This is a genomic window from Streptomyces sp. NPDC060209 (assembly GCF_042728155.1).
In the GTDB taxonomy this organism is placed as follows: Bacteria; Actinomycetota; Actinomycetes; order Streptomycetales; family Streptomycetaceae; genus Streptomyces.
In genome coordinates this window covers 1-18,693 of the sequence record NZ_JBHWZS010000165.1, presented here as the reverse complement: position 1 = coordinate 18,693, position 18,693 = coordinate 1, and the positions used below count along the sequence as shown (strand labels likewise).

Sequence of the window (18,693 nt, the reverse complement as noted above, 5' to 3'; positions counted from 1 at the left end):
GCCAACAGCGGCACAGTGAGGCTCTGCGCACAGGCCAACCGCAAGACGCCTCCGGCCGCTTGACCCGCTGCACGTGCCGACCTCACGGCGGAGGCGGCCGCTTCGATCGCTCGCCTGGCATCCGCGACGGCGGCACGACCTGCGGGAGTCAGCTTGACCCCCCGGGGCTCGCGGCGAAGCAGGAGCGTTCGGGTCTCGCGTTCCAACGAAGCGAGCTGATGAGAGACAGCGGGTTGCGACGAATGCAGCAGCAGTGCGGCCTGCGTGATCGATCCAGAGTCCGCGACCGCGACAAGGCACTCCAGTGCCCGAAGAGAAGCCATCCAAAAAACTTATCGCAGACCTTCGAACCATGAGTGCAGCGAAGGGAAGCTCTCCGGATCCCTTGTTGCTCTCATCCACGACACCTTCTCGCTCAAGTCAGGCGAGGGGGCTCACACAGAGCGAAGGAGAGGTTCATGGCACAGGTGTTCGTCACCGGCGGTTCAGGCTTCATCGGCCAGGTGCTGGTACGTCGGCTCCTCACCGAGGGGCACTCGGTGCGTGTTCTGGTGCGAAGTGGCACATCGGCCGCAAGGGTCTCGGCGCTGGGCGCGGAGCCGGTGCGGGGCGAGTTGACCGACCCGACCACGTGGCGGAACGATCTGACGGGCAGTGATGTGGTGTTCCACCTCGCTGCCGAGACGGATATCGCCGCTGATCGGGAGCGTCATGAGCTTGTGACGGTTCGTGGCACCCAGGCAGCCGTCGATGCGGCCCGCTACGCGCAGGTTCCACGGTTCGTCCACTGCGGGAGCGAAGCCGCGCTCCTCGCCGGTGCCCCGCTCGTGGACGTCGACGAGACCGCGCCGCTGCGGCCCGACTCGGAAGCCGCTTACAGCGCGGTGAAGGCCGTGGCCGAGAAGATCGTGCTCGACGCGGCTGCCCCGGACTTCGCCACGGTATCGATTCGCCCGAGGTTCGTCTGGGGTCCCGACAGCTTCCTCGTCGAAGGCTTGGCTGCGGCGGCGAAGGCGGGGCAGTTCGCTTGGATCGGCGGAGGCCGGCACACAACCGACATCACCTTCGTCGAGAACGCTGTCGAGGGGCTCATGCTCGGGTGGCAGCGCGGCCGATCAGGTCAGGCCTACTTCGTCACCGACCGGCACCGCGTCACCCTGCGCGAGTTCCTGGAGACCCAGTTCGAGATCTATGGCGTCGATGTCCCGATCCCCGACCTGGACGCCGAGACCGCCGCCCGAGAGATCCCCGTTCCCGCTCGATGGTTCCTCGGGCAGCAGTGCACCCTGCGGACGGACAAAGCGGTAGCCGAGCTCGGATACGAGCCCATTGTTTCGCACGCTGCCGGTCTGGACGTCCTCAGAATCTCGGTGGCCGCCGGCCGCGCATGAAGCGCCATCCACGTTCAACCGGCATACGTCGACGTTCAACTGAGGAAGGACACAAAATGAAGATCGTCACGATCGGAAGAGGAATGATCGGCGCCGGACTGGCCGGCCTGTGGAGGGCCGCGGGCCACGAGGTCGAAGAGCTCGGCCGTGAGGGCGGGGATGCCTCGGACGCGGACGCCGTCCTGGTTGCAGTACCCGGCGCAAAGATCTCGGAAGCCCTGAGCAAGGTGACAGGGCTCGAGGGGAAGATCGCGATCGACGCGACCAACATCATGCCTGCACGTCATGGCAACTTTCCGTCATACGCCGAGGAGGTGAAGTCCTTCACCCACGCCCCGGTGGCCAAGAGCTTCAACATGAACTTCGGAGCCCTGTACGGCGAAGTGCGCAAGCAGCGAGTGCGGCCGAGCAACTGGTACGTCGCTGACGAGGGAGCCCTCGACGTCACCGAGCGTCTCATCCGCGACGCCGGCTACGACCCGGTGCGCGTCGGAGACCTCTCACGAGCCCGCGACTTCGAAAATGCGGTCTGGCTGCTCATGGGCATCCAGCCGGTCGGCGGCCTGTTTTACCGGTTTGCCGTTCCCGGCGAACTCTGAACGAAGCGCTTGGACATGCCATTCTGCCCGCAGGACAGGCGTCCACCAGCGGAGTTCCCGCACGCCATGCGGACGTTCAGCCCGATGAATCCCCGGCGAGGCGCATCCATCGTCGCGAATACACCTGTGTGCGTTCCCGCCTTCGGCTGACCATGCGACGCGCGCCCCAAGACCGAGAAGTAGTAGTGCTCTTTGTGCGTTCCCTCGATCGGGCATCCCCGCCAGGGAGCGGTCCAATGTCTGGAGATTTCCGTGTTCGAAGCAATAAATTGGCCGGAGGACTTGACCCCTAGTCGCTCCCCGATCCACTTCACCAACGAACTCGAGGTCGAAGCCTCTCCTGAAACGATCTGGTCCCTGCTCGTGGACCCCCGAACCTGGCCCACCTTCTACCCGGGCGTCGAACATGTCGAGCTGCTTGACGGTCATGACTCGCTGCGGCTCGGAACTCGATTCGAAACCAACCTGGCCGGCCAGGATGTCTTCGCATCCGTACAGGAATTCCAACCTGTGACGCGTATCGCCTGGGGTGGTTACCCCACGACGTCGGCAACATCCAGGGCTTACCACGCGTGGATCATCACGCCCACGCCGAAGGGGAGCCACCTCTGGACCGAAGAGACGATGCAGGGTCCGCTCTGGATCGAATTGGCGAAGCAGGACCCTGAAGTCTTTTGGCGCACGCACGAGAACCTTCTCGCGGCGCTCGCCAAGGTAGCGGCCGATCGTGAACATCGCGCCGGTCAACTCGCGGGTACAGCGGACGACTGAAGGCCGGAGCCAGTGACCAAGTCCCCGAAGCAGATTGGACTCAGCCCGGTGAACGGACCTTTGTATCCAGACTCCTCAGCCGGCAGTTGGTGCATTGAGGCGTTCTCCCCAAACGCCCGGAAGGGAATAATAGCCAATGTATGACAAGGTGAATTGGCCCGATCGGTATGACCCGAAGTTGTCAGCTCTCTACGCGCTCAACGATATCGACGTGAAGGCGCCGCCTGAAGTGGTCTGGAAGCTGCTCGTCGATGCCGAGAACTGGTCGAGCTACTTCCCGCCAGAAGATCACGTCAAGATCCTGAGCGCTGAGTCGGTACTGGTGCTCGGAACCAAGTACAGCCGGGTGACGGTTGGATTCCCAATGACTCTCAGCGTGACGGAGTACGAGCCCTTCACCAGGCTCTCGTGGGAGACGACAGTCGACGGCGACGAAACCGGTTCGAGCGCGTACCACGGCTGGGTAATCACACCCACGGACAATGGTTGTCACGTACTGACCGAGGAAACGCAGCAGGGCCCCTTCTTCCTCGAGGAGCTCGGGCGTAAGCATCCCGGGGCGCTCTACCACTATCACCAGGACTGGGTCGAACGCCTCGCCCGTGCCGCAGAGGAGGAAGTGGCGAAGCGTGCGGCCTGACCCGCACAAATGCATGAGCGAGGGGGACGCCCCGAACACCGAGGGTCCACCGACCCCTTGGACGTCTCATCTCACCGCTAACCGTGCACGAGCTCGTTAGGGAGGGCATGCCTGGTCAGGGGTCCCAATACGCCGCCGTGTGCCGCGGTCCCGCCGGCCACGGAGGCGGAGGAAGTGACCGGCGCGGTGGACGGCACAGACCAGGTCGTCGGCAGTGGAACACCGGCCTGACGGTTCCCAGGACCGCCTTGAGGTGGTGGGAGAGGACCCCGCGCGCCGGGTCACCGCGTCCCCGGCCTCCCCCGCCCTGTGACTGCAGTTGGACGTCGGCCGCGGTCCATCAGTGCGGCATCTCGTCCAGAGCCGTGGCGATCGTGGTGATCTGCACAGGCTCGATCGCCATCAGGACGACGGTCCCTTCGTGCACATCGACTTCGGCCACCGGGCGGAAGCCCCCGGCGGTGTAGCGCTCCTGAGCGTCGGTGTCCTCGACGGCCGGGGCCGTCATGATGCGGCGGCAGGACGGATCAGCGGCGAAGAGCACGGCGACCAAGGATTCGAGCAGCGCGCTGGTGTTCGGGGCGTCGACGAATGACGGGGGCCGCGGTGCGGCGATGACGAGCTCGAGCAGCAGATCGTGTGCGCCGACCGGGTAACAGCCTCGTAGAGGGTGATTCAGCACCCGATGGATCGTCACACGGGCTGCCGACGCCCCGTCGTGGCCGGTGCTCGCGTGGTACGCGCGGGCTGCACCGGCCGGGGCCGCGCCGAACGGGACCGCCCCGGCGACCGGCCCGGCCCCGGTGAGGCGCAGCGACCAGTCGTCGATGTGGCTGGGGAGCGAAGGTACAGACAGCGGGAGGTGACCGACAGTGGTGAGCGGCATGGGCGGCGACCCTTCGTGGTGGGGGGGGCCGGCGTGCGACTGGTGGTCGAGCGGGACGGCTCGCACCGGGGAAACGCCCGCCCGTCCCTCGGTCGGGGAGGACGGGCGGGCCGTGGCCCGGGAGGAGACGTCCGGGCCGGTCGGTGGGTACGGCTCGGCCGGTGGGTCAGTCGGCGGTCGGCTCGGTCTGCCGGGTCACGATGTCCCGTACCCGGCCCTTGACCAGTTTGCCGCTCGCATTGCGGGGCAGTTCGGTGGCGATGACCACGCGGGTGGGGAGCTTGTAACGCGCGAGCCGGCCGGAGCCGAAGTCGCGTACCTCCTGGAGCGTCGGCTCGGTATCCGGATCGCAGGTGAGTACAGCGACGACGGTCTCGCCCCACTTGGGGTCGGGGACACCGACCACCGCCACTTCGTGGACGCCTGGGAGGGCGCTCAGCACCCTCTCGACCTCGGCGGGATAGATGTTCTCCCCGCCGCTGATGATCATGTCCTTGAGTCGGTCGACGACGTAGTAGTGGCCGTCCTGGTCGCAGTACCCGACGTCACCGCTGTGGAACCAGCCCGCGTCGTCGAACGCCTCCTCGGTCGCCTGCTGGTTGTTCCAGTAGCCGGCGACGACGTTGGGGCCGCGCACGCAGATCTCGCCGCGCACGTCCGGCTCGTCGATGATGCCGCCCCGGCCCGGGACCATCAGACAGACCTCGGTGTACGGCATGGGCATCCCGGCCGAGCCCGTCTTCTCCAAGGTGAGCGCCGCCGGCAGATAGGTGGCGAACGGTGCCGTCTCGGTCAGACCCCAGGCCTGTTGCAGCAGCACCCCGTGCGAGTCCGCGTAGTCCCGGATGAGTTGCGGAGGTACCGCTGCGCCTGCCACGATCACCGCGCGCAGCGCGGACAGATCAGCCTCTCGGAACCCTGGTGCGCGGGTGAGCGCGGCGAACATCGCGGGGACCGCGAAGATGCTGGTGACTCGGTGCTCCACCAGATCGGCGAGGCACTGCTCGGGGTCGAAGGAGCGCCGTACGACCACGACGCCGCCACGGGTCAGCGTTCGCAGCGTGAGGGCGTTGAGCCCGCCGATGTGGAAGAGCGGGGCGACGGCCAGGTTCACGTCGTCGGGGCGGGTGTCGACCACGGTGTCGACGTTGACCGCGTTCCACCACAGATTGCCGTGGGTCAGCATGACCCCCTTGGGGCGGCCGGTGGTCCCTGAGGTGTACATCAGCGCGGCCAGGTCGTCCTCCCCCACCGGCACTGCGGTGTGCGGCTTCGCGTCGGTGGACAGCACCTCCGACAACAGGGTCCACACCGCGGGCGGTGCGGGGGCCGCGGGGCATGACGGGTCGTTGTCGACGAGCACGGGCCGGCGGACCGGGATCTCGGAAAGGATCGATTCGGCCAACGCCCGGTGGCTCTCCTCGGCGATCAGCGTGTGCGTGCCCGAGTCGGTGAGGATGTGCCGCACCTCATCCGCGGCCAGCCGGTGGTTGACGGGCACGAAGACCGCGCCGAGGTGGCCGGCGGCCAGCATGGCCTCGAGCAGAGTGGCGCTGTTGAGACCCAGGTACGCCACCCGGTCGCCGCGCCGCAGGCCGTGGGCGGCGAGCCCCGCAGCAAGCCTGGTCGTGGTCTCGGCGAGCGCACCCGCCGTGATGGTCCGGTCCTCGTAGACGAGGGCAGGGGCGACTGAGTCGTACCGTGCTCTGCGCTGCACAGCGGCAGCAGGACTGATGTCGACCATGACCCGAGCGGCTCCTTCGGTGGCTGTCGGCGGATAGTGGTGAGGGAGGGAGTGGGCGGCTGCCGGTCAGAGACCTTCGCCGCCGGCCGCGCTGCGGAAGCCGCGCACGGCGATGCCGCCGTCCACGGGAACCACGGCGCCTGTGATGTTGCCGCTGTTGCGGCGGGAGGCCAGCAGGACGTACGTCCCGGTGAAGTCCTCCGGTTCCACGCTCGCCTCGTACAGCGGCACGTGCGGACGCACGCCCGCGGCCTCGGCACGGGCGAAGGAATCCTCGATCCTGCGCTCGTCGAGGTTGAGACTCTCCGGGCCGCGCAGCTGCGTGCGCATGCCGCCGCAGGCGACACCGTTGACGCGGACCTTGGGTGCGAGCTCGTATGCGAACTCCCGTACCAGACCGAGGCAGGCGTGCTTGCTGGCCGTGTAGACGGGACCGCCGCCATTGGTGTGGAAGGAGGAATTCGACAGGGTCATGATGATGCTGCCTCGGGTCGCGACCAGCTCGCGCCAGGCCGCCTCCACGGCGAGCAGATAGCCCTTGACGTTGACGGCGAAGATCTCGTCGAACGCCTCGGCCAGCTGCTCGCCCGTCAGCCGGGTGACGCTGCGGTGGTAGTCCCAGATCCCGGCGTTGGGCACCAGGACGTCGAGCTTTCCGAACCGCCCGACGGCCGCGGCGACGGCCGCGTGCAGGTCCTGCGTCGAGCGTACGTCACCGGTGATGGCGAGTACCCGCTCCGCGTGCTCGCCCGCGGCCTCGACCAAGGCGGCCAGCTGCTCGGCGTCCCGGTCGAGCACCGCGACCCGGGCGCCCTCGGCGAGGTACCGCAGGGTGATGGCCCGACCGAGGCCGCCGGCGCCGCCGGTGATGAGGGCGACGTCGCCGTCGAGCCAGCGGCCGGCCGGTTCCGGTGCGGCGCTCTGTGCCGGGGTGGTGGTCTGTGCGGGGGTGGCCACGGCTCAGCGCTCCTGGAGGAAGTCGGTGACGAGACGCTCGAACTCGGCCTGCCGCTCCAGCTGAACCCAGTGGCCGCAGCCGCCGAACACATGGAGTTGGACGTCGCGGATCTGCTTGAGCATGAGCTGGGCGCCATCGAGCGTGATAGTGCGGTCGTCACGCCCCCAGAGCAGGAGCGTCGATGCCTTGATCCGGTGCGCGTCGCGCCACAGCGGGTCCATGCCGTGCCGCTTGCCGAAGGCGGCGTTGTAGCGGTGGTAGAACTCGATGTGGCTCGGGTCGAGAGAGGCCTCGTAGCGGGCCTGGACGGTGTCCTCCCAGCGCTTGGGCTCGGCCGTCATGACACGGATGAAGTCCCGCATCTTCTTCACGGTGGGACCCTCACCGTTGTAGTAGCGGAACATCGCCTTCTGGCCCTCGGTGGGCGTCGGGCCGAACGGCAGCCAGCCACCGCCGGGTGCCATCAGGACCAGCTTCTCGACACGGGTGGGTGCCGCAAGAGCGGTGGCGATCGCGGCCGCACCGCCGAGGCTGTTGCCCAGCAGATGGAACCTCTCGATACCGAGGGCGTCGAGGGTCTGCAGGAGCACGTCCACGGTGATCTCGGTGATGGAACGGGCATCCAGGTCTTCCTCGGACGGCCGGTAGCTGCCGCCGAAGCCCGGCTGGTCGGGCAGCACGACCCTGTGGTGCGGGGTGAGCGCGGCGAGGTTCTGCCGGTAGTTGGCGAGACCGCTGGCGCCCGGGCCGCCGCCGTGCAGCATCACCAGGACGGGGCCCTGGCCGGCTTCGCTGACCGAGATCGGGCCCAGGGAGGTCTGGACGGTGTGTTCGGTGATCTCGGGATCTACGGCGTCGTGTGCACGGACGGACGTCACGGGAACTCCACGGGGGTGCGGGGGCGGGCGGGGTGGGCCTGCCTGGTGGTACGGGGGTGGGGACCGGGGGAAGCGGTCAGAGGAACGTGCTGATGTTCTTGGCGAGCAGCACGTTCTGGTCGAGCAGGATGTGGCGGCGGGCGATTCGCAGCGCCCCGTCCTCGCCGCGGCGCAGCAGGTCGGTGCGGCCGCCGGCGTACACGTCGACCTCGCGTTCCAGCCGGTTGCGGTAGACGAGGAAGTCGGACTCGGCCACGTACGTACCGGGTTCGTCACCGGGGCGTACGGCGATATTGGTGATCAGGTGCCGGGTGCGCGACGGCGGGTCCTCGGCCCAGGCCATTCCGGAGTCGAAGCGCCGGATGCGCCAGGCGAGGCTGTCCCTGGTCTCGTCGAAGATGGCGACTTCGCCGGGGACGCCGTCGGCGAGCGACTGCTGGCGCCGCAGCCGGTTGCTGCGTACCGGAGCCCAGTAGTGCAGGTCGTCGGCGAGCAGCTCCAGCCAGTCGGCGTAACGGTGCTGGTCGAGCAGGTGGGCTTCCAGCGTGTAGAAGCGCTGCACCTCGAAGTGGAGCAGCATGTCGTCCAGCGCCGCACCACCGGTGGGGGTGGCGGCGGAGTCCTGGGTGTGGATGCTCATGGATCCTCCTTGCGGGCCGCGCTGCGTCGGTTATCCCATCGCACGGCGGCGGGTGCGGGGAGCAGGTGTGCCGGTCCGTGGCACGGGTCCGGCAGGGACTGTGGCCGGCCTGCCGGACGGCGAGGGACGGGGCGTTGCCGGGTCAGCCGCGCAGCAGGGCGCGCAGCTCCACGGACTCGTCGGCGAGCCGTTCCGGGCTGACGGCGACGGCGCGGGCGATCAGCCGCTGGGCGGCCTTGATGTCCTTGGGCCGGTCGATCGCAGCGGCGGCGACCACCCGTCCCTCTCTCAGTCCGAACACGGTGAACGCCCCGGACCGCGCGTCTCCGCGGCGTACCGTCCCTTCGGCGTCGGCCATCGATCCGACGGCTTCCAGGCGACTGCCGTACCGGTCGGACCAGAACCACGAGGCCGGTTCGGCGGGCGTGTCCGTGCCGAGCAGTCCGGCGGCCGCGGCACGGCCGCCGTGCTGGGCGGCGTCCCAGTGCTCGTGGCGCACCGGGTGGTCCGCCCGACGGGCCACGTCCCCGACCGCCCAGACCCGCGGATGCGAGGTGCGCTGCCCGGCATCCACGACGACGCCGTTGTCGACGGTGAGCCCCGCGGCCTCGGCCAGCGAGGTGTCCGGCCGGATCCCTATGCCCACCACGACCGTGTCGACGGTGACAGGCGAGGAGCGACCGCCGACAGTGACCGTGACCTCGTCGGCACCGGGCGCGCGGTTGATGCGCTCCACGCCGCCCGTGACGACCTCGATGCCTGCGGCGCGGTGCCGGTCGTGCAGCGCACCGGCTATTTCGGGTCCGACGACTGCGGTCAGGGGCACGGGCACCGGATCTATGAGGGTGACCCGGCAGCCCAGCCCGGCCGCGACAGCCGCGGTCTCGGCGCCGATCAGCCCGGCACCGACGACGGCGATCCGGGCCCCCGGGGTCAGCCGGGAGCGCAGGAGTTCGGCCTCGGCCCACGTACGCAGAGTGTGCACGGCGGGGTCGTCAGCACCCGGCACCGGCAGGGTCCGGGCGGTCCCGCCGGTGGCGAGAACGATCCGGTCGGCCGTCAGTTCGGTGCCGTCGGCCAGCTCCAGTACTCCGTCGTCCGGGCGCAGCGCCGTCACGGTGGTTCCGGGCCGCAGCTCGATGCGCTGCTTCTCGTACCAGTCGGCCGGGCGCAGTGCCACATCGTCGCGGACGGTGGCCTTGCCGAGCAGTACGTCCTTGCTGAGCGGCGGACGGTCGTACGGCACGCCCTCCTCGTCGCTCAGCAGCACGATCTCGCCGTCATAGCCGCCGGAACGCAGCGCGTCGCAGGCGGACACCGCGGAGATACCCGCGCCCACCAGGGCGATCCTCTTCATGCGGTGTGCTCCTGACCGGGGTACAGCCAGATCCCGCCCTCGCGGACCTCGACCTTGTGGGTGCGGGCGGCGAGCGTGGCGGGCATGCACTGCGGCTCGCCCGACGTGAGGCAGAAGCGCGCGCTGTGCAGCGGGCATTCGACCTGGCCGTCCTCGATCCAGCCGTCGGCGAGCGATGCCTGGCCGTGCGAGCACGTGTCGTCGAGTGCGTAGTAGGCGCCGCCGTCGTGGAAGACGGCGATGGCGTCGCTGTGCCCGGTCTCCTCGGCGCCGACCTGGAGGGCCTCGCCCTCCTCGATGTCGCCGACGGCGGCGACCCGGACTGCGTTGTCGGTGGTGTTCATCGTTCTTCAGCTGCCTTCTCGTGCCAGGCCGGAGTGTTCATCAGGTCGCGCCAGCGGGCGTAGAAGCCACGGGCGGCCCCGTCGGAGTACAGGTGTCCGGTGGTGCCGGGGTGGACGCCGTCCTCGGTCCCCATCCCGATGCCCATCTGGTAGTTGAGCGTCATGCCACCGGCCATGAACCCCTGCGCGGTGGCCTGGACCTCGCTCCAGTTCTCGCCGTCGTCCTGCTCGAAGATGCCCGTGGGACCGAAGGTGCGCAGGTTGTACAGCCGCTGGGCGTTCTTGACCTCGTCGGGCATCGACTTGTCGACGAGGGTCCAGGCCCAGACCTCCATCTTGTCCGGCCCCTTGGGGTGCCAGACGCGGATGCTGCCGTTGACCGGCAGATAGGAGAAGTTGGGAAAGACGTTGGCGTGCCCGGTCGTCATCGGACCTTCGACGCGTTCCTTGCCGAGGCGCTCGCGCAGTGCGTCGTAGTCGTAGTGCTGGTGCACGACCCGGTCGTCGAACCGGCTCCTGGGGTGCGTCGGGAAGCCGGCGCCGTGCCCGTTCGCGTCGGTGTACTGGCGGCCCGGGGTCTGCACGATCTCCGCCTTGGGCCCCTTGCCGCTGGGAGACATGACCATCAGAGCGGAGGCGTGCGAGATGTTGACGTGGTACCAGTCGGAGGAGAACTGCTCGGCCGCCAGTTTCCAGTTGCCCTCCAGCACCCACTTGTGGACTCCGCCGATGACCTCGGTGCCCTCCGGGTCGCGGTCGAGCATGGCGTCCATGTACCAGGTCATGCCGCCGAGCGCCTCGGTCAGCGTGGGGGCGTCCGGGTTCCAGGTCGCGAAGATCAGGCCCTTGTACGAGTCCAGCTGCGCGACCTCCGTCAGACCCCAGCGGCTCTCGTCGAAGTCGGCCGGATATCCCTCGCGGTTGGGGACGTTGATCAGCTTGCCGGAGGTGTCGTAGGCCCACCCGTGGTAGCTGCAGGTGAACGCCTTGGCGGCGCCCGCGTCGGCGCGGCAGACCCGCATACCGCGGTGCCGGCAGGCGTTGAGGAAGGCACGGATGCGGCGGTCCTTGCCCATGGTGACGATGACCGGGTCCTCACCCATGTACGTGCTGAAGAAGTCACCGGGCTTCCGGAACTGGGACTCGTGGGCGAGGAACAGCCAGCTGGGCGCGAAGACGCGGCGCAGTTCCTGCTGGTAGAGCCCGTTGTCGCTGAAGATCTCGCGGTCGACGAGACCCTGGTCGATGTCGAAGTACTCGCCCACGTCGACGGAGGGGGCGGCGGTTCGGTTCAGGATGCTCATGCCTTCGCTCCTTCCTGGGCAGCCGGGGCAGGCCTGGGCGGGCGGCGGTGGCCCCACAGGCTGGTGCCGTCGACGCGGGTCGCGGTCCACGGGTCGGCGACGGTGATCGCGCCGTGGCCATATTCGATCTCGAAGCCGGAGGGCGTGATCGCGTAGAAGGAAAGCATCTTGTCGTTGCTGTGCCGGCCGATGGTCAGCGCGATCGGAGCGGCGCCGTCCAGGCAGCGGTCGTAGGCGTGGCCGACGGTGTCGAGGTCGTCGACCTCCAGCATGAAGTGGAACAGCTCGCCCGGCTCGACGTCCTTGCGCGGCTTGCGCTCGGGCTCGATGACGAGTCCGGCGAAGGCCAGCGAGTGGTGGCGTGCGTTGGTGTGCAGGAACGCGATGCGCTTGCGGCCGAGGTCGCAGAAGTCGGAAAGCTTGAAGCCCAGCAGCTCCGTGTAGAAACGGAGCGTCGCGGCGTAGTCGTCGACCGAGAACACCACGTGGCCCAGGCCCTGTTCACCGGTGACGAACCGGGCGCCGGTCGGCGAGACGAACGGGGTGACGGCGGTGCGGGCGCCGTAGAAGATCTCGACCCGGACGCCGTTGGGGTCCTCGAGGTGGAAGAGGCCGAGAACATCGCGGTCGCGCAGCAACATGTCGTCGGCGTGCGTCACTTCGATTCCGGCAGCTGCCAGTTCCGCCGCGGCCTCCGCCAGTTCGGCGGGGCCGGGCACCTCCCAGCCGACGTAGCCGAACTCCTCGGTGTCCGCCTCGTGCAGGGCGATGCGCCAGGCGCGGTCGTCCGCGCGCAGCCGCAGCCCGTCCTCGGTGGACTGTGCCGACAGGCCGAGCACGTCCTCGGCGAAGGTGCGCCATCGGTCGACGTGCCGGGTGCGGAGTCCGAAGTATCCCAGTCCGCTGAGTTGCATGACGGGCCGTCCCTTCAGGGGCTGGTCGGGGTGTACGGGAGAGGACCGGCCGGGCTGTCGGTCCGTACGAACGTGATCCAGCAGACGACGTCCCTGACTGCGTCGCCATGCGTTGTGCCGTCCTGTGGAACACGTCCGGATCACGCCGTCGCGCGCCCGGAGCGCACCCGGTCCGGGCAGGGGACGGCCTGATCCGGTGCCCGGACGGCCGTGCCGCTTCCCGGCACGACCGCTGGCCGCCACATGCCGGGTCCGGCAACGCTCGGTGGTGCGCACCGCCCGCAGGTGCCTGCCTACGCACGATTCCGAGCCCGCCCCGCCCCGCCCGCAGGTGCCTGCCTACGCACCGATTCCGATGACGCCCCGCCCTGCCCCAGGAGGACCGATGCTCGCCGCCGTCGCCGTACGCCAGGACCCCGCCGATCCGCTCAGCGGCCTGGAACTGCGTGAAGTCCCCGTTCCGGTTGCTCCCCCCGGCTGGGCGGTGGTGCGGGTGGTCGCGGCATCGCTGAACCATCACGACATCTGGACGCTGCGCGGTGTCGGCCACCCCGCTGACCGCCTGCCGATGGTGCTGGGCTGTGACGCGGCCGGGTACGACGAGGACGGCAACGAGGTCGTCATCCACCCGGTGATCGGCGACCCGCAGGCGGGCGGCGGCGACGAGACCCTGGACCCCGGGCGGGCTCTGCTGTCGGAGCGGCACGACGGAGCATTCGCCGAGTACCTGTGCGTACCTCGGCGCAATCTGATTCCCAAGCCGGCCGCGCTGTCCTTCGCGGAGGCGGCCTGTCTGCCGGTGGCCTGGCTGACGGCGTACCGGATGCTGTTCACCCAGGCCCAGGTGCGTCCCGGCGACCGGGTGCTGGTGCAGGGCGCGGGCGGCGGCGTGGCCTCGGCGGCCATCGCACTGGCACGGGCCGCCGGTGCCCGGGTGTACGCGACCAGCAGGTCGAAGGCGAAGTTGGACGCGGCCCTGGAGATGGGGGCGCACGTGGCCGTGCCGACGGGGGAACGGCTCGCCGAGAAGGTCGACGTGGTCGTGGAGACGGTCGGCGAGGCCACCTGGGCCCACTCGCTGCGTGCTCTGCGGGCCGGCGGCACGGTGGTGGTGGCCGGCGCGACCAGCGGGGCCAACCCGCCGGCTGATCTGAACCGCGTCTTCTACCTCCAGCAGCGGGTGCTGGGCTCCACCGGCGGCACCCGCCAGGAGTTCGTGTCACTGCTGCGGTTCATGGAGAGCGCCGGGGTGCGGCCCCGCATCGACCGGGAGCTCCCGCTGACCGGCATCCACGAGGGCTTCCAGGCCATGATCGACGGCGAGGTCACCGGGAAGGTGATCATTCGTCCGTGAGAGGGCCGCGTCGTCGCGGCCTCCTGGCGGTGCCCTGTATGTCCCTCCGTGTGACATACAAGGCACCGCATTCTCCGTTCTGGGCATCCTCCGCTGTTCACGCAACCGAAACAGTCATCTAAAGTGGACGCACGTCCACTGACGTGGTCGCAGGAGAATGTGCGGAGGCGAACATGCTCGACCCCAGCTCGATCACCGATGCCGCAAGCCCGTCGGAGCCCGGTACCCCGCAGGAACAGCAAACCGCGGTGGACAAAGCGTTGACCCTGCTGATGTCGCTGGCCGAGGAAGACCGCGAGGTAGGCGTCAGCGAGCTCGCCCGCCGAACCCAGCTCACCAAGTCGACCGCGTTCCGGCTGCTCGGCATTCTCCAGCGCAACCACGTGGTCGAGCGGGTCGGAAGCAGCTACCGGCTCGGCCCCCAGCTCTTCGACATCGGCCGCCGCGTCTACGGGCCGACGCCACTGATGCTTCAGGACCGGCTGCTGCCGTTTCTCACCGAGTTGTACGTCCTCACCCAGGAGACCGTGCATCTCGCGGTGCTGCACCGCACGGACGTCATGTACGTCAACAAACTGCACGGCCACCGCCGGGCCCGCACCTCCACGCGGATCGGCTCACGGCTGCCCGCGTCCTGCACCGCCGTGGGCAAGGCACTGCTCGCCTTCGACCACGACGCGGCGGAGCTGGCCATCGCGCAGGGGCTGTCCGCGCCGACGGAGCACTCGCTCACCGACCCGGAGGACTTCCGGGCCGAGCTGGCCCGGGTCCGACGTGAGGGGATCGCATACGACCGGGAGGAGATCCTGCCGGGTGTCGCATGCGTGGCGGTACCGGTCATGGGCGCGGCCGGGCGGCCGGTGGCCGCGATCTCGGTCTCCGGCGCCCGGGATCGCTTCGCCCCCGCCCGGGTCGCACCGGAGCTACGACGGATCGCCTTCGAGGCGGCCAGGGAACTGGGTAACCGGACCCGTCCACAGGGCCGCCGCCCGGCACCGGCGGAGCAGACGGCCGCCTGAGGCGCGCACGGTCCGGATTCCCGCGCCCGTCGGAGCCCCGCGGCCGCCCGGGCCGCACGCCTTCCCACGTTCCGGACCGATGCGGTCCGCGCGCCGCCGACGCGATCCACGCCTCCGGTTTTCACCCGCGGGGATCAGCCCTCGGCAGCCGCGCCGCCCTCGCGCCGGGTGGCTCCGTGCGCGCCGCCGGTGCCCGGCTGGACTCGCGGCACGCTCACCACGATGTGCACCACGCTCTCCCCGTCGAGGGCCTCGTACAGGTGCGGGCGGTCGCCCGGGAAGCGTACGAAGTCGCCGGCATCCAGTTCCACGGGACTGTCCTCCGGGCCGACCCTGACCCGGCCGCTGATCACATACAGGTGCTCGAGCGTGCCCACGGGGTGAGGCTCCGAGTGGCCCTCCCCCAGGATCCGCAGCACATAGTTCTCGATGACACCAGATCCGTAGACGTGGTCCAGGCTCCTGATCTCGTAACCGGTCTGTTCCTGCCAGGTGGCTTCCATGCCCCGGCGTACGGTCATGACCTGTTCCCGCTCTGCCACCAGCCGCGTCACGGGCACCTCCAGGGCCGCCGCGACCGCGAACAGCGTCTCCACTGTGGGATTACCGGTGCCCATCTCGACCTTGGAGAGCGTCTGTTTGGCCAGACCGGCCTGGCGGGCGAGTTCGGCCAGTGACAGCCCTCGCTGTTCTCTGAGGATGCGCATATTGCGCGCGACCACGGTGTTTCCTGTTGACACCGCACCACCATAGGTCACTTGAGCCCCGGTGGACCGGGGCGAGCGGGGGATCCGTGCAGTGGGCAAGGGATTCCTGCGGTTGTTCCACGACGCGGCACGGGACTTGGCCGGGCCTTCCGCACCCCGTCTATACCTGAGGTGCCGGGCTGTGCGGGACGTGCCTGGCGGGCTGCCGTGCCGCACCCGCCGGCGCCTCCCCCTCTCCAGGCGCTCCCCCGCAGCTTTTCCGCTCTTCCCTCCGGAGGTACCCGTGACCGCCGTCGTCCCGTCCGCCGTCGCCCAGGCAGCGAAGGCCCTAGCCGAGGCCGCACGCAGCAGCACTCCGTGTCCTCCGGTACGCGATCTGTTCGCCGCCGACGATGTTGCCGCCGCCTACGCCGTCCAGCGCATCAATATCGAACAGCGCCTCGCCGCCGGCCTGCGAGTCGTGGGCCGCAAGATCGGCCTGACCTCACCGGCCGTGCAGCGGCAGCTCGGCGTCGACCGGCCGGACTTCGGGGCACTGCTCTCCGACATGGCGGTCGCCGACGGGGGCACCGTGCCCGCGGGCCGGCTGCTCCAGCCGAAGGTGGAGGCCGAGGTGGCCCTCGTGCTCGGCGCCGATCTGCCGCACGCGCAGTCGACGGTCGCCGATGTGATCCGGGCCGTGGACTTCGCTCTGCCCGCCCTGGAGATCGTCGACAGCCGGGTGACCGATTGGGACATCAGTCTCGTCGACACCATCGCCGACAACGCCTCCTCCGGGCTGTTCGTCCTGGGCGGCGCCCCCATGCCCCTGAGCGCGGTGGACCTGCGCGGGGTCCGGATGACGATGACCCGGGCCGGCGAAAGGGTGTCCGAGGGCAACGGCACGGACTGCCTCGACGGCCCGCTGAACGCAGCCGTTTGGCTCGCCTCCACGCTCGCCGCCATGGGCGATCCGCTACGGGCCGGAGACATCGTCCTCACCGGAGCGCTCGGCCCGATGGCCGTCGCCGCACCCGGTGACACCTTCGAGGCCCGGATCTCGGGTCTCGGTTCCGTACGCGTCGGCTTCGCCGCCGCTGAGCAGGGAGACCCGCGTTGAGCAGCACAGTTTCGGACGGCGGTCGCACCAAGGTCGCCGTGATCGGTTCCGGCAACATCGGCACGGACCTCATGATCAAGGTGCTGCGGCTCTCGGATCGGCTGGAGATGGCCGCGATGGTCGGCATCGACCCCGAGTCGGACGGTCTGGCCCGCGCCCGTCGGCTGAAGGTCGCCACCACCCACGAAGGCGTCAACGGCCTGTTGCAGATGGACGAGTTCGCCGAGGTCGGCATCGTCTTCGACGCCACATCGGCCGGCGCGCACCGCTACAACGACCGGGTGCTGCGGGCCGCCGGACGGACCGTTGTGGACCTCACCCCGGCCGCGATCGGCCCGTACGTAGTCCCGGCGGTGAACCTGGCCGAGCACCTCGGTGCCTCCAACGTCAACATGGTCACCTGCGGCGGACAGGCCACCATCCCGGTCGTCGCTGCGGTCAGCGCGGTCACCCCCGTCCACTACGGAGAGATCGTGGCGTCCATCGCGTCCCGCTCCGCCGGACCGGGAACCCGCGCCAACATCGACGAGTTCACCGAGACCACCTCCTCAGCCATCGAGAAGGTAGGCGGAGCCGCCCGGGGCAAGGCCGTCATCGTGCTCAACCCGGCGGAGCCGCCGCTCATCATGCGCGACACCGTGTACTGCCTCGTCGGCGACTGCGACGATGCCGCTGTGACCGCCTCCGTGGAGGAGATGGTCGCCCGCGTCCAGGCGTACGTACCCGGCTACCGCCTCAAGCAGAAGGTCCAGTTCGACCGGGTCGCCGCCGACGACCCGCTGCGCGGGCTGCTGCCCGCCGGAGCCGGCCGGGACGCAGTGAAGGTCTCCGCCTTCCTGGAGGTGGAGGGCGCCGCCCACTACCTGCCCGCCTACGCCGGAAATCTCGACATCATGACCTCGGCCGCGCTGCGCACCGCGGAGCACATGGCCGCTCACCGCTCCGTAGAGGTGGCATCCCGATGACCGACCCGAACACCCCCGCCACGGCTGCGGAGAAGCAGGATCCGCGCGGACCGCTGTACATCCAGGACGTGACCCTGCGGGACGGCATGCACGCCGTACGCCACCGCTACACCGTCGAGCAGGCGCGCACCATCGCGGCGGCCCTTGACGCGGCAGGCGTCGGCGCGATCGAGATCGCCCACGGCGACGGACTGTCCGGCTCCAGCATCACCTACGGCGTGGGCGCGCACACCGACTGGGAGTGGATCGAGGCCGTCGCGGACGCCGCGAAGCAGGCCGTGCCCACCACGCTGCTGCTCCCCGGCATCGGCACGCTGCACGACCTCAGGCAGGCCCATGCGCTCGGCATCCGCTCGGTGCGGATCGCCACCCACTGCACCGAGGCCGACATCTCCGCCCAGCACATCACCGCAGCCCGCGAACTGGGCATGGACGTCGCGGGCTTCCTGATGATGTCCCACATGGCCGAGCCGGCCGAACTGGCCCGCCAGGCGGGGCTCATGGAGTCCTACGGGGCGCACTGCGTTTACGTCACCGACTCCGGTGGCCGTCTGACCATGGACGGGGTGCGCGACCGTGTGCGCGCCTACCGCGAGGTCCTGGACCCGGCGACCGGGCTCGGTATCCACGCCCATCACAACCTGGCGCTCGGCGTGGCCAACTCCGTTGTCGCGGTGGAGAACGGCGTCACCCGGGTGGACGCCTCCCTGGCCGGCCAGGGTGCGGGTGCGGGCAACGCCCCGCTGGAGGCCTTCATCGCGGTCGCCGATCTGATGGGCTGGGACCACGGCTGCGACCTGTTCCCACTGATGGACGCCGCGGACGATCTCGTACGCCCGCTCCAGGACCGCGAGGTGCGAGTGGACCGCGAGACCCTCACGCTGGGCTACGCCGGGGTGTACTCCAGCTTCCTGCGTCACGCCGAGAACGCAGCGGTTCGCTACGGCCTCGACACCCGGGCGGTGCTCGTGGAGGTCGGCCGCCGCAAGATGGTGGGTGGCCAGGAGGACATGATCACGGACATCGCCCTCGACCTGAGGGCCGCGGCGGAGGCCAAGGCGGCGGGCTGAGCCACCTGGCACGTCACACCCGGCGGAGGCCGGATCCCGGGGCGGGGTGCGGC

Annotated in this window: 20 protein-coding genes; 9 read left to right on the top strand and 11 right to left on the bottom strand. The window is 69.5% G+C overall.

The window, feature by feature from the left end; all coding sequences use genetic code 11:
- Positions 1-323 (bottom strand): helix-turn-helix domain-containing protein (locus ACFWFI_RS26980; protein ID WP_387394879.1); only part of this gene is annotated, 323 nt, incomplete at its 3' end.
- A 135-nt stretch (positions 324-458) separates the two neighbouring features.
- On the opposite strand from ACFWFI_RS26980, the gene ACFWFI_RS26975 reads away from it, so the two are divergent.
- The 4 genes from ACFWFI_RS26975 to ACFWFI_RS26960 all read left to right on the top strand — a co-directional run bounded on the left by ACFWFI_RS26975 (position 459) and on the right by ACFWFI_RS26960 (position 3,401).
- Entirely contained in the window at positions 459-1,391 is a 933-nt protein-coding gene (locus tag ACFWFI_RS26975; protein ID WP_387394878.1) for an NAD-dependent epimerase/dehydratase family protein, read from the top strand.
- A gap of 56 nt (positions 1,392-1,447) precedes the next feature.
- Positions 1,448-1,990 (top strand): NADPH-dependent F420 reductase, encoded by a 543-nt coding sequence (locus ACFWFI_RS26970; protein WP_387394876.1) that lies wholly within the window; start codon positions 1,448-1,450, stop codon positions 1,988-1,990.
- Positions 1,991-2,242: 252 nt separating this feature from the next.
- Complete coding sequence (locus ACFWFI_RS26965) at positions 2,243-2,761, top strand: SRPBCC domain-containing protein (RefSeq protein ID WP_387394874.1); 519 nt, start codon at positions 2,243-2,245, stop codon at positions 2,759-2,761.
- Positions 2,762-2,897: 136 nt separating this feature from the next.
- Positions 2,898-3,401 carry an SRPBCC domain-containing protein gene (locus tag ACFWFI_RS26960; RefSeq protein ID WP_387394872.1) on the top strand — a complete coding sequence of 168 codons (504 nt, stop codon included), beginning with the start codon at positions 2,898-2,900 and terminating at the stop codon, positions 3,399-3,401.
- Positions 3,402-3,741: 340 nt separating this feature from the next.
- Here the strand turns inward: ACFWFI_RS26960 and ACFWFI_RS26955 are convergent, their stop codons facing one another.
- The 9 genes from ACFWFI_RS26955 to ACFWFI_RS26915 all read right to left on the bottom strand — a co-directional run bounded on the left by ACFWFI_RS26955 (position 3,742) and on the right by ACFWFI_RS26915 (position 12,426).
- On the bottom strand, positions 3,742-4,287 hold the full coding sequence (locus ACFWFI_RS26955) for a GNAT family N-acetyltransferase (RefSeq protein ID WP_387394870.1): 546 nt from the start codon (positions 4,285-4,287) through the stop codon (positions 3,742-3,744).
- Between the two features lie 166 nt (positions 4,288-4,453).
- Entirely contained in the window at positions 4,454-6,031 is a 1,578-nt protein-coding gene (locus tag ACFWFI_RS26950; protein ID WP_387394869.1) for an acyl-CoA synthetase, read from the bottom strand.
- Positions 6,032-6,097: 66 nt separating this feature from the next.
- A complete protein-coding gene (gene hcaB, locus ACFWFI_RS26945; protein WP_387394867.1) occupies positions 6,098-6,988 on the bottom strand; it encodes a 3-(cis-5,6-dihydroxycyclohexa-1,3-dien-1-yl)propanoate dehydrogenase in 891 nt (296 codons plus the stop codon).
- A gap of 3 nt (positions 6,989-6,991) precedes the next feature.
- The gene (locus tag ACFWFI_RS26940) at positions 6,992-7,867 is read right to left on the bottom strand and encodes an alpha/beta fold hydrolase (protein WP_387394865.1); all 876 of its coding nucleotides are present in this window, start codon (positions 7,865-7,867) and stop codon (positions 6,992-6,994) included.
- A 76-nt stretch (positions 7,868-7,943) separates the two neighbouring features.
- A complete protein-coding gene (locus tag ACFWFI_RS26935) occupies positions 7,944-8,507 on the bottom strand; it encodes a 3-phenylpropionate/cinnamic acid dioxygenase subunit beta (protein ID WP_387394863.1) in 564 nt (187 codons plus the stop codon).
- A gap of 142 nt (positions 8,508-8,649) precedes the next feature.
- Entirely contained in the window at positions 8,650-9,864 is a 1,215-nt protein-coding gene (locus ACFWFI_RS26930; RefSeq protein ID WP_387394861.1) for an NAD(P)/FAD-dependent oxidoreductase, read from the bottom strand.
- On the bottom strand, positions 9,861-10,208 hold the full coding sequence (locus tag ACFWFI_RS26925) for a bifunctional 3-phenylpropionate/cinnamic acid dioxygenase ferredoxin subunit (RefSeq protein WP_387394859.1): 348 nt from the start codon (positions 10,206-10,208) through the stop codon (positions 9,861-9,863). Before ACFWFI_RS26925 ends, ACFWFI_RS26930 begins: the two co-directional genes overlap by 4 nt.
- Positions 10,205-11,512 (bottom strand): aromatic ring-hydroxylating dioxygenase subunit alpha, encoded by a 1,308-nt coding sequence (locus tag ACFWFI_RS26920; protein ID WP_387394857.1) that lies wholly within the window; start codon positions 11,510-11,512, stop codon positions 10,205-10,207. The genes ACFWFI_RS26925 and ACFWFI_RS26920 overlap by 4 nt, the downstream gene beginning before the upstream one ends.
- Positions 11,509-12,426 (bottom strand): VOC family protein, encoded by a 918-nt coding sequence (locus ACFWFI_RS26915; protein WP_387394855.1) that lies wholly within the window; start codon positions 12,424-12,426, stop codon positions 11,509-11,511. The genes ACFWFI_RS26920 and ACFWFI_RS26915 overlap by 4 nt, the downstream gene beginning before the upstream one ends.
- Positions 12,427-12,811: 385 nt before the next feature.
- On the opposite strand from ACFWFI_RS26915, the gene ACFWFI_RS26910 reads away from it, so the two are divergent.
- Together ACFWFI_RS26910 and ACFWFI_RS26905 are read left to right on the top strand one after the other, a co-directional pair.
- Positions 12,812-13,780: a zinc-binding dehydrogenase gene (locus ACFWFI_RS26910; protein WP_387394854.1), complete on the top strand. Its 969-nt coding sequence runs from the start codon at positions 12,812-12,814 to the stop codon at positions 13,778-13,780.
- Positions 13,781-13,953: 173 nt separating this feature from the next.
- Complete coding sequence (locus tag ACFWFI_RS26905; protein ID WP_387394852.1) at positions 13,954-14,799, top strand: IclR family transcriptional regulator; 846 nt, start codon at positions 13,954-13,956, stop codon at positions 14,797-14,799.
- A 134-nt stretch (positions 14,800-14,933) separates the two neighbouring features.
- On the opposite strand, the gene ACFWFI_RS26900 is transcribed toward ACFWFI_RS26905, so the two are convergent.
- On the bottom strand, positions 14,934-15,539 hold the full coding sequence (locus ACFWFI_RS26900) for a helix-turn-helix domain-containing protein (protein WP_387394850.1): 606 nt from the start codon (positions 15,537-15,539) through the stop codon (positions 14,934-14,936).
- A gap of 250 nt (positions 15,540-15,789) precedes the next feature.
- Between ACFWFI_RS26900 and mhpD the strand changes: the two genes are divergently transcribed.
- From mhpD to dmpG, 3 genes are read left to right on the top strand one after another with little or no spacing between them, the layout of a single operon-like run.
- Positions 15,790-16,605 carry a 2-keto-4-pentenoate hydratase gene (gene mhpD / locus ACFWFI_RS26895; protein WP_387394848.1) on the top strand — a complete coding sequence of 272 codons (816 nt, stop codon included), beginning with the start codon at positions 15,790-15,792 and terminating at the stop codon, positions 16,603-16,605.
- Entirely contained in the window at positions 16,602-17,570 is a 969-nt protein-coding gene (locus ACFWFI_RS26890; protein WP_387394846.1) for an acetaldehyde dehydrogenase (acetylating), read from the top strand. The genes mhpD and ACFWFI_RS26890 overlap by 4 nt, the downstream gene beginning before the upstream one ends.
- Complete coding sequence (gene dmpG / locus ACFWFI_RS26885) at positions 17,567-18,640, top strand: 4-hydroxy-2-oxovalerate aldolase (RefSeq protein WP_387394844.1); 1,074 nt, start codon at positions 17,567-17,569, stop codon at positions 18,638-18,640. Before ACFWFI_RS26890 ends, dmpG begins: the two co-directional genes overlap by 4 nt.
- The last annotated feature ends 53 nt before the right edge of the window (positions 18,641-18,693 follow it).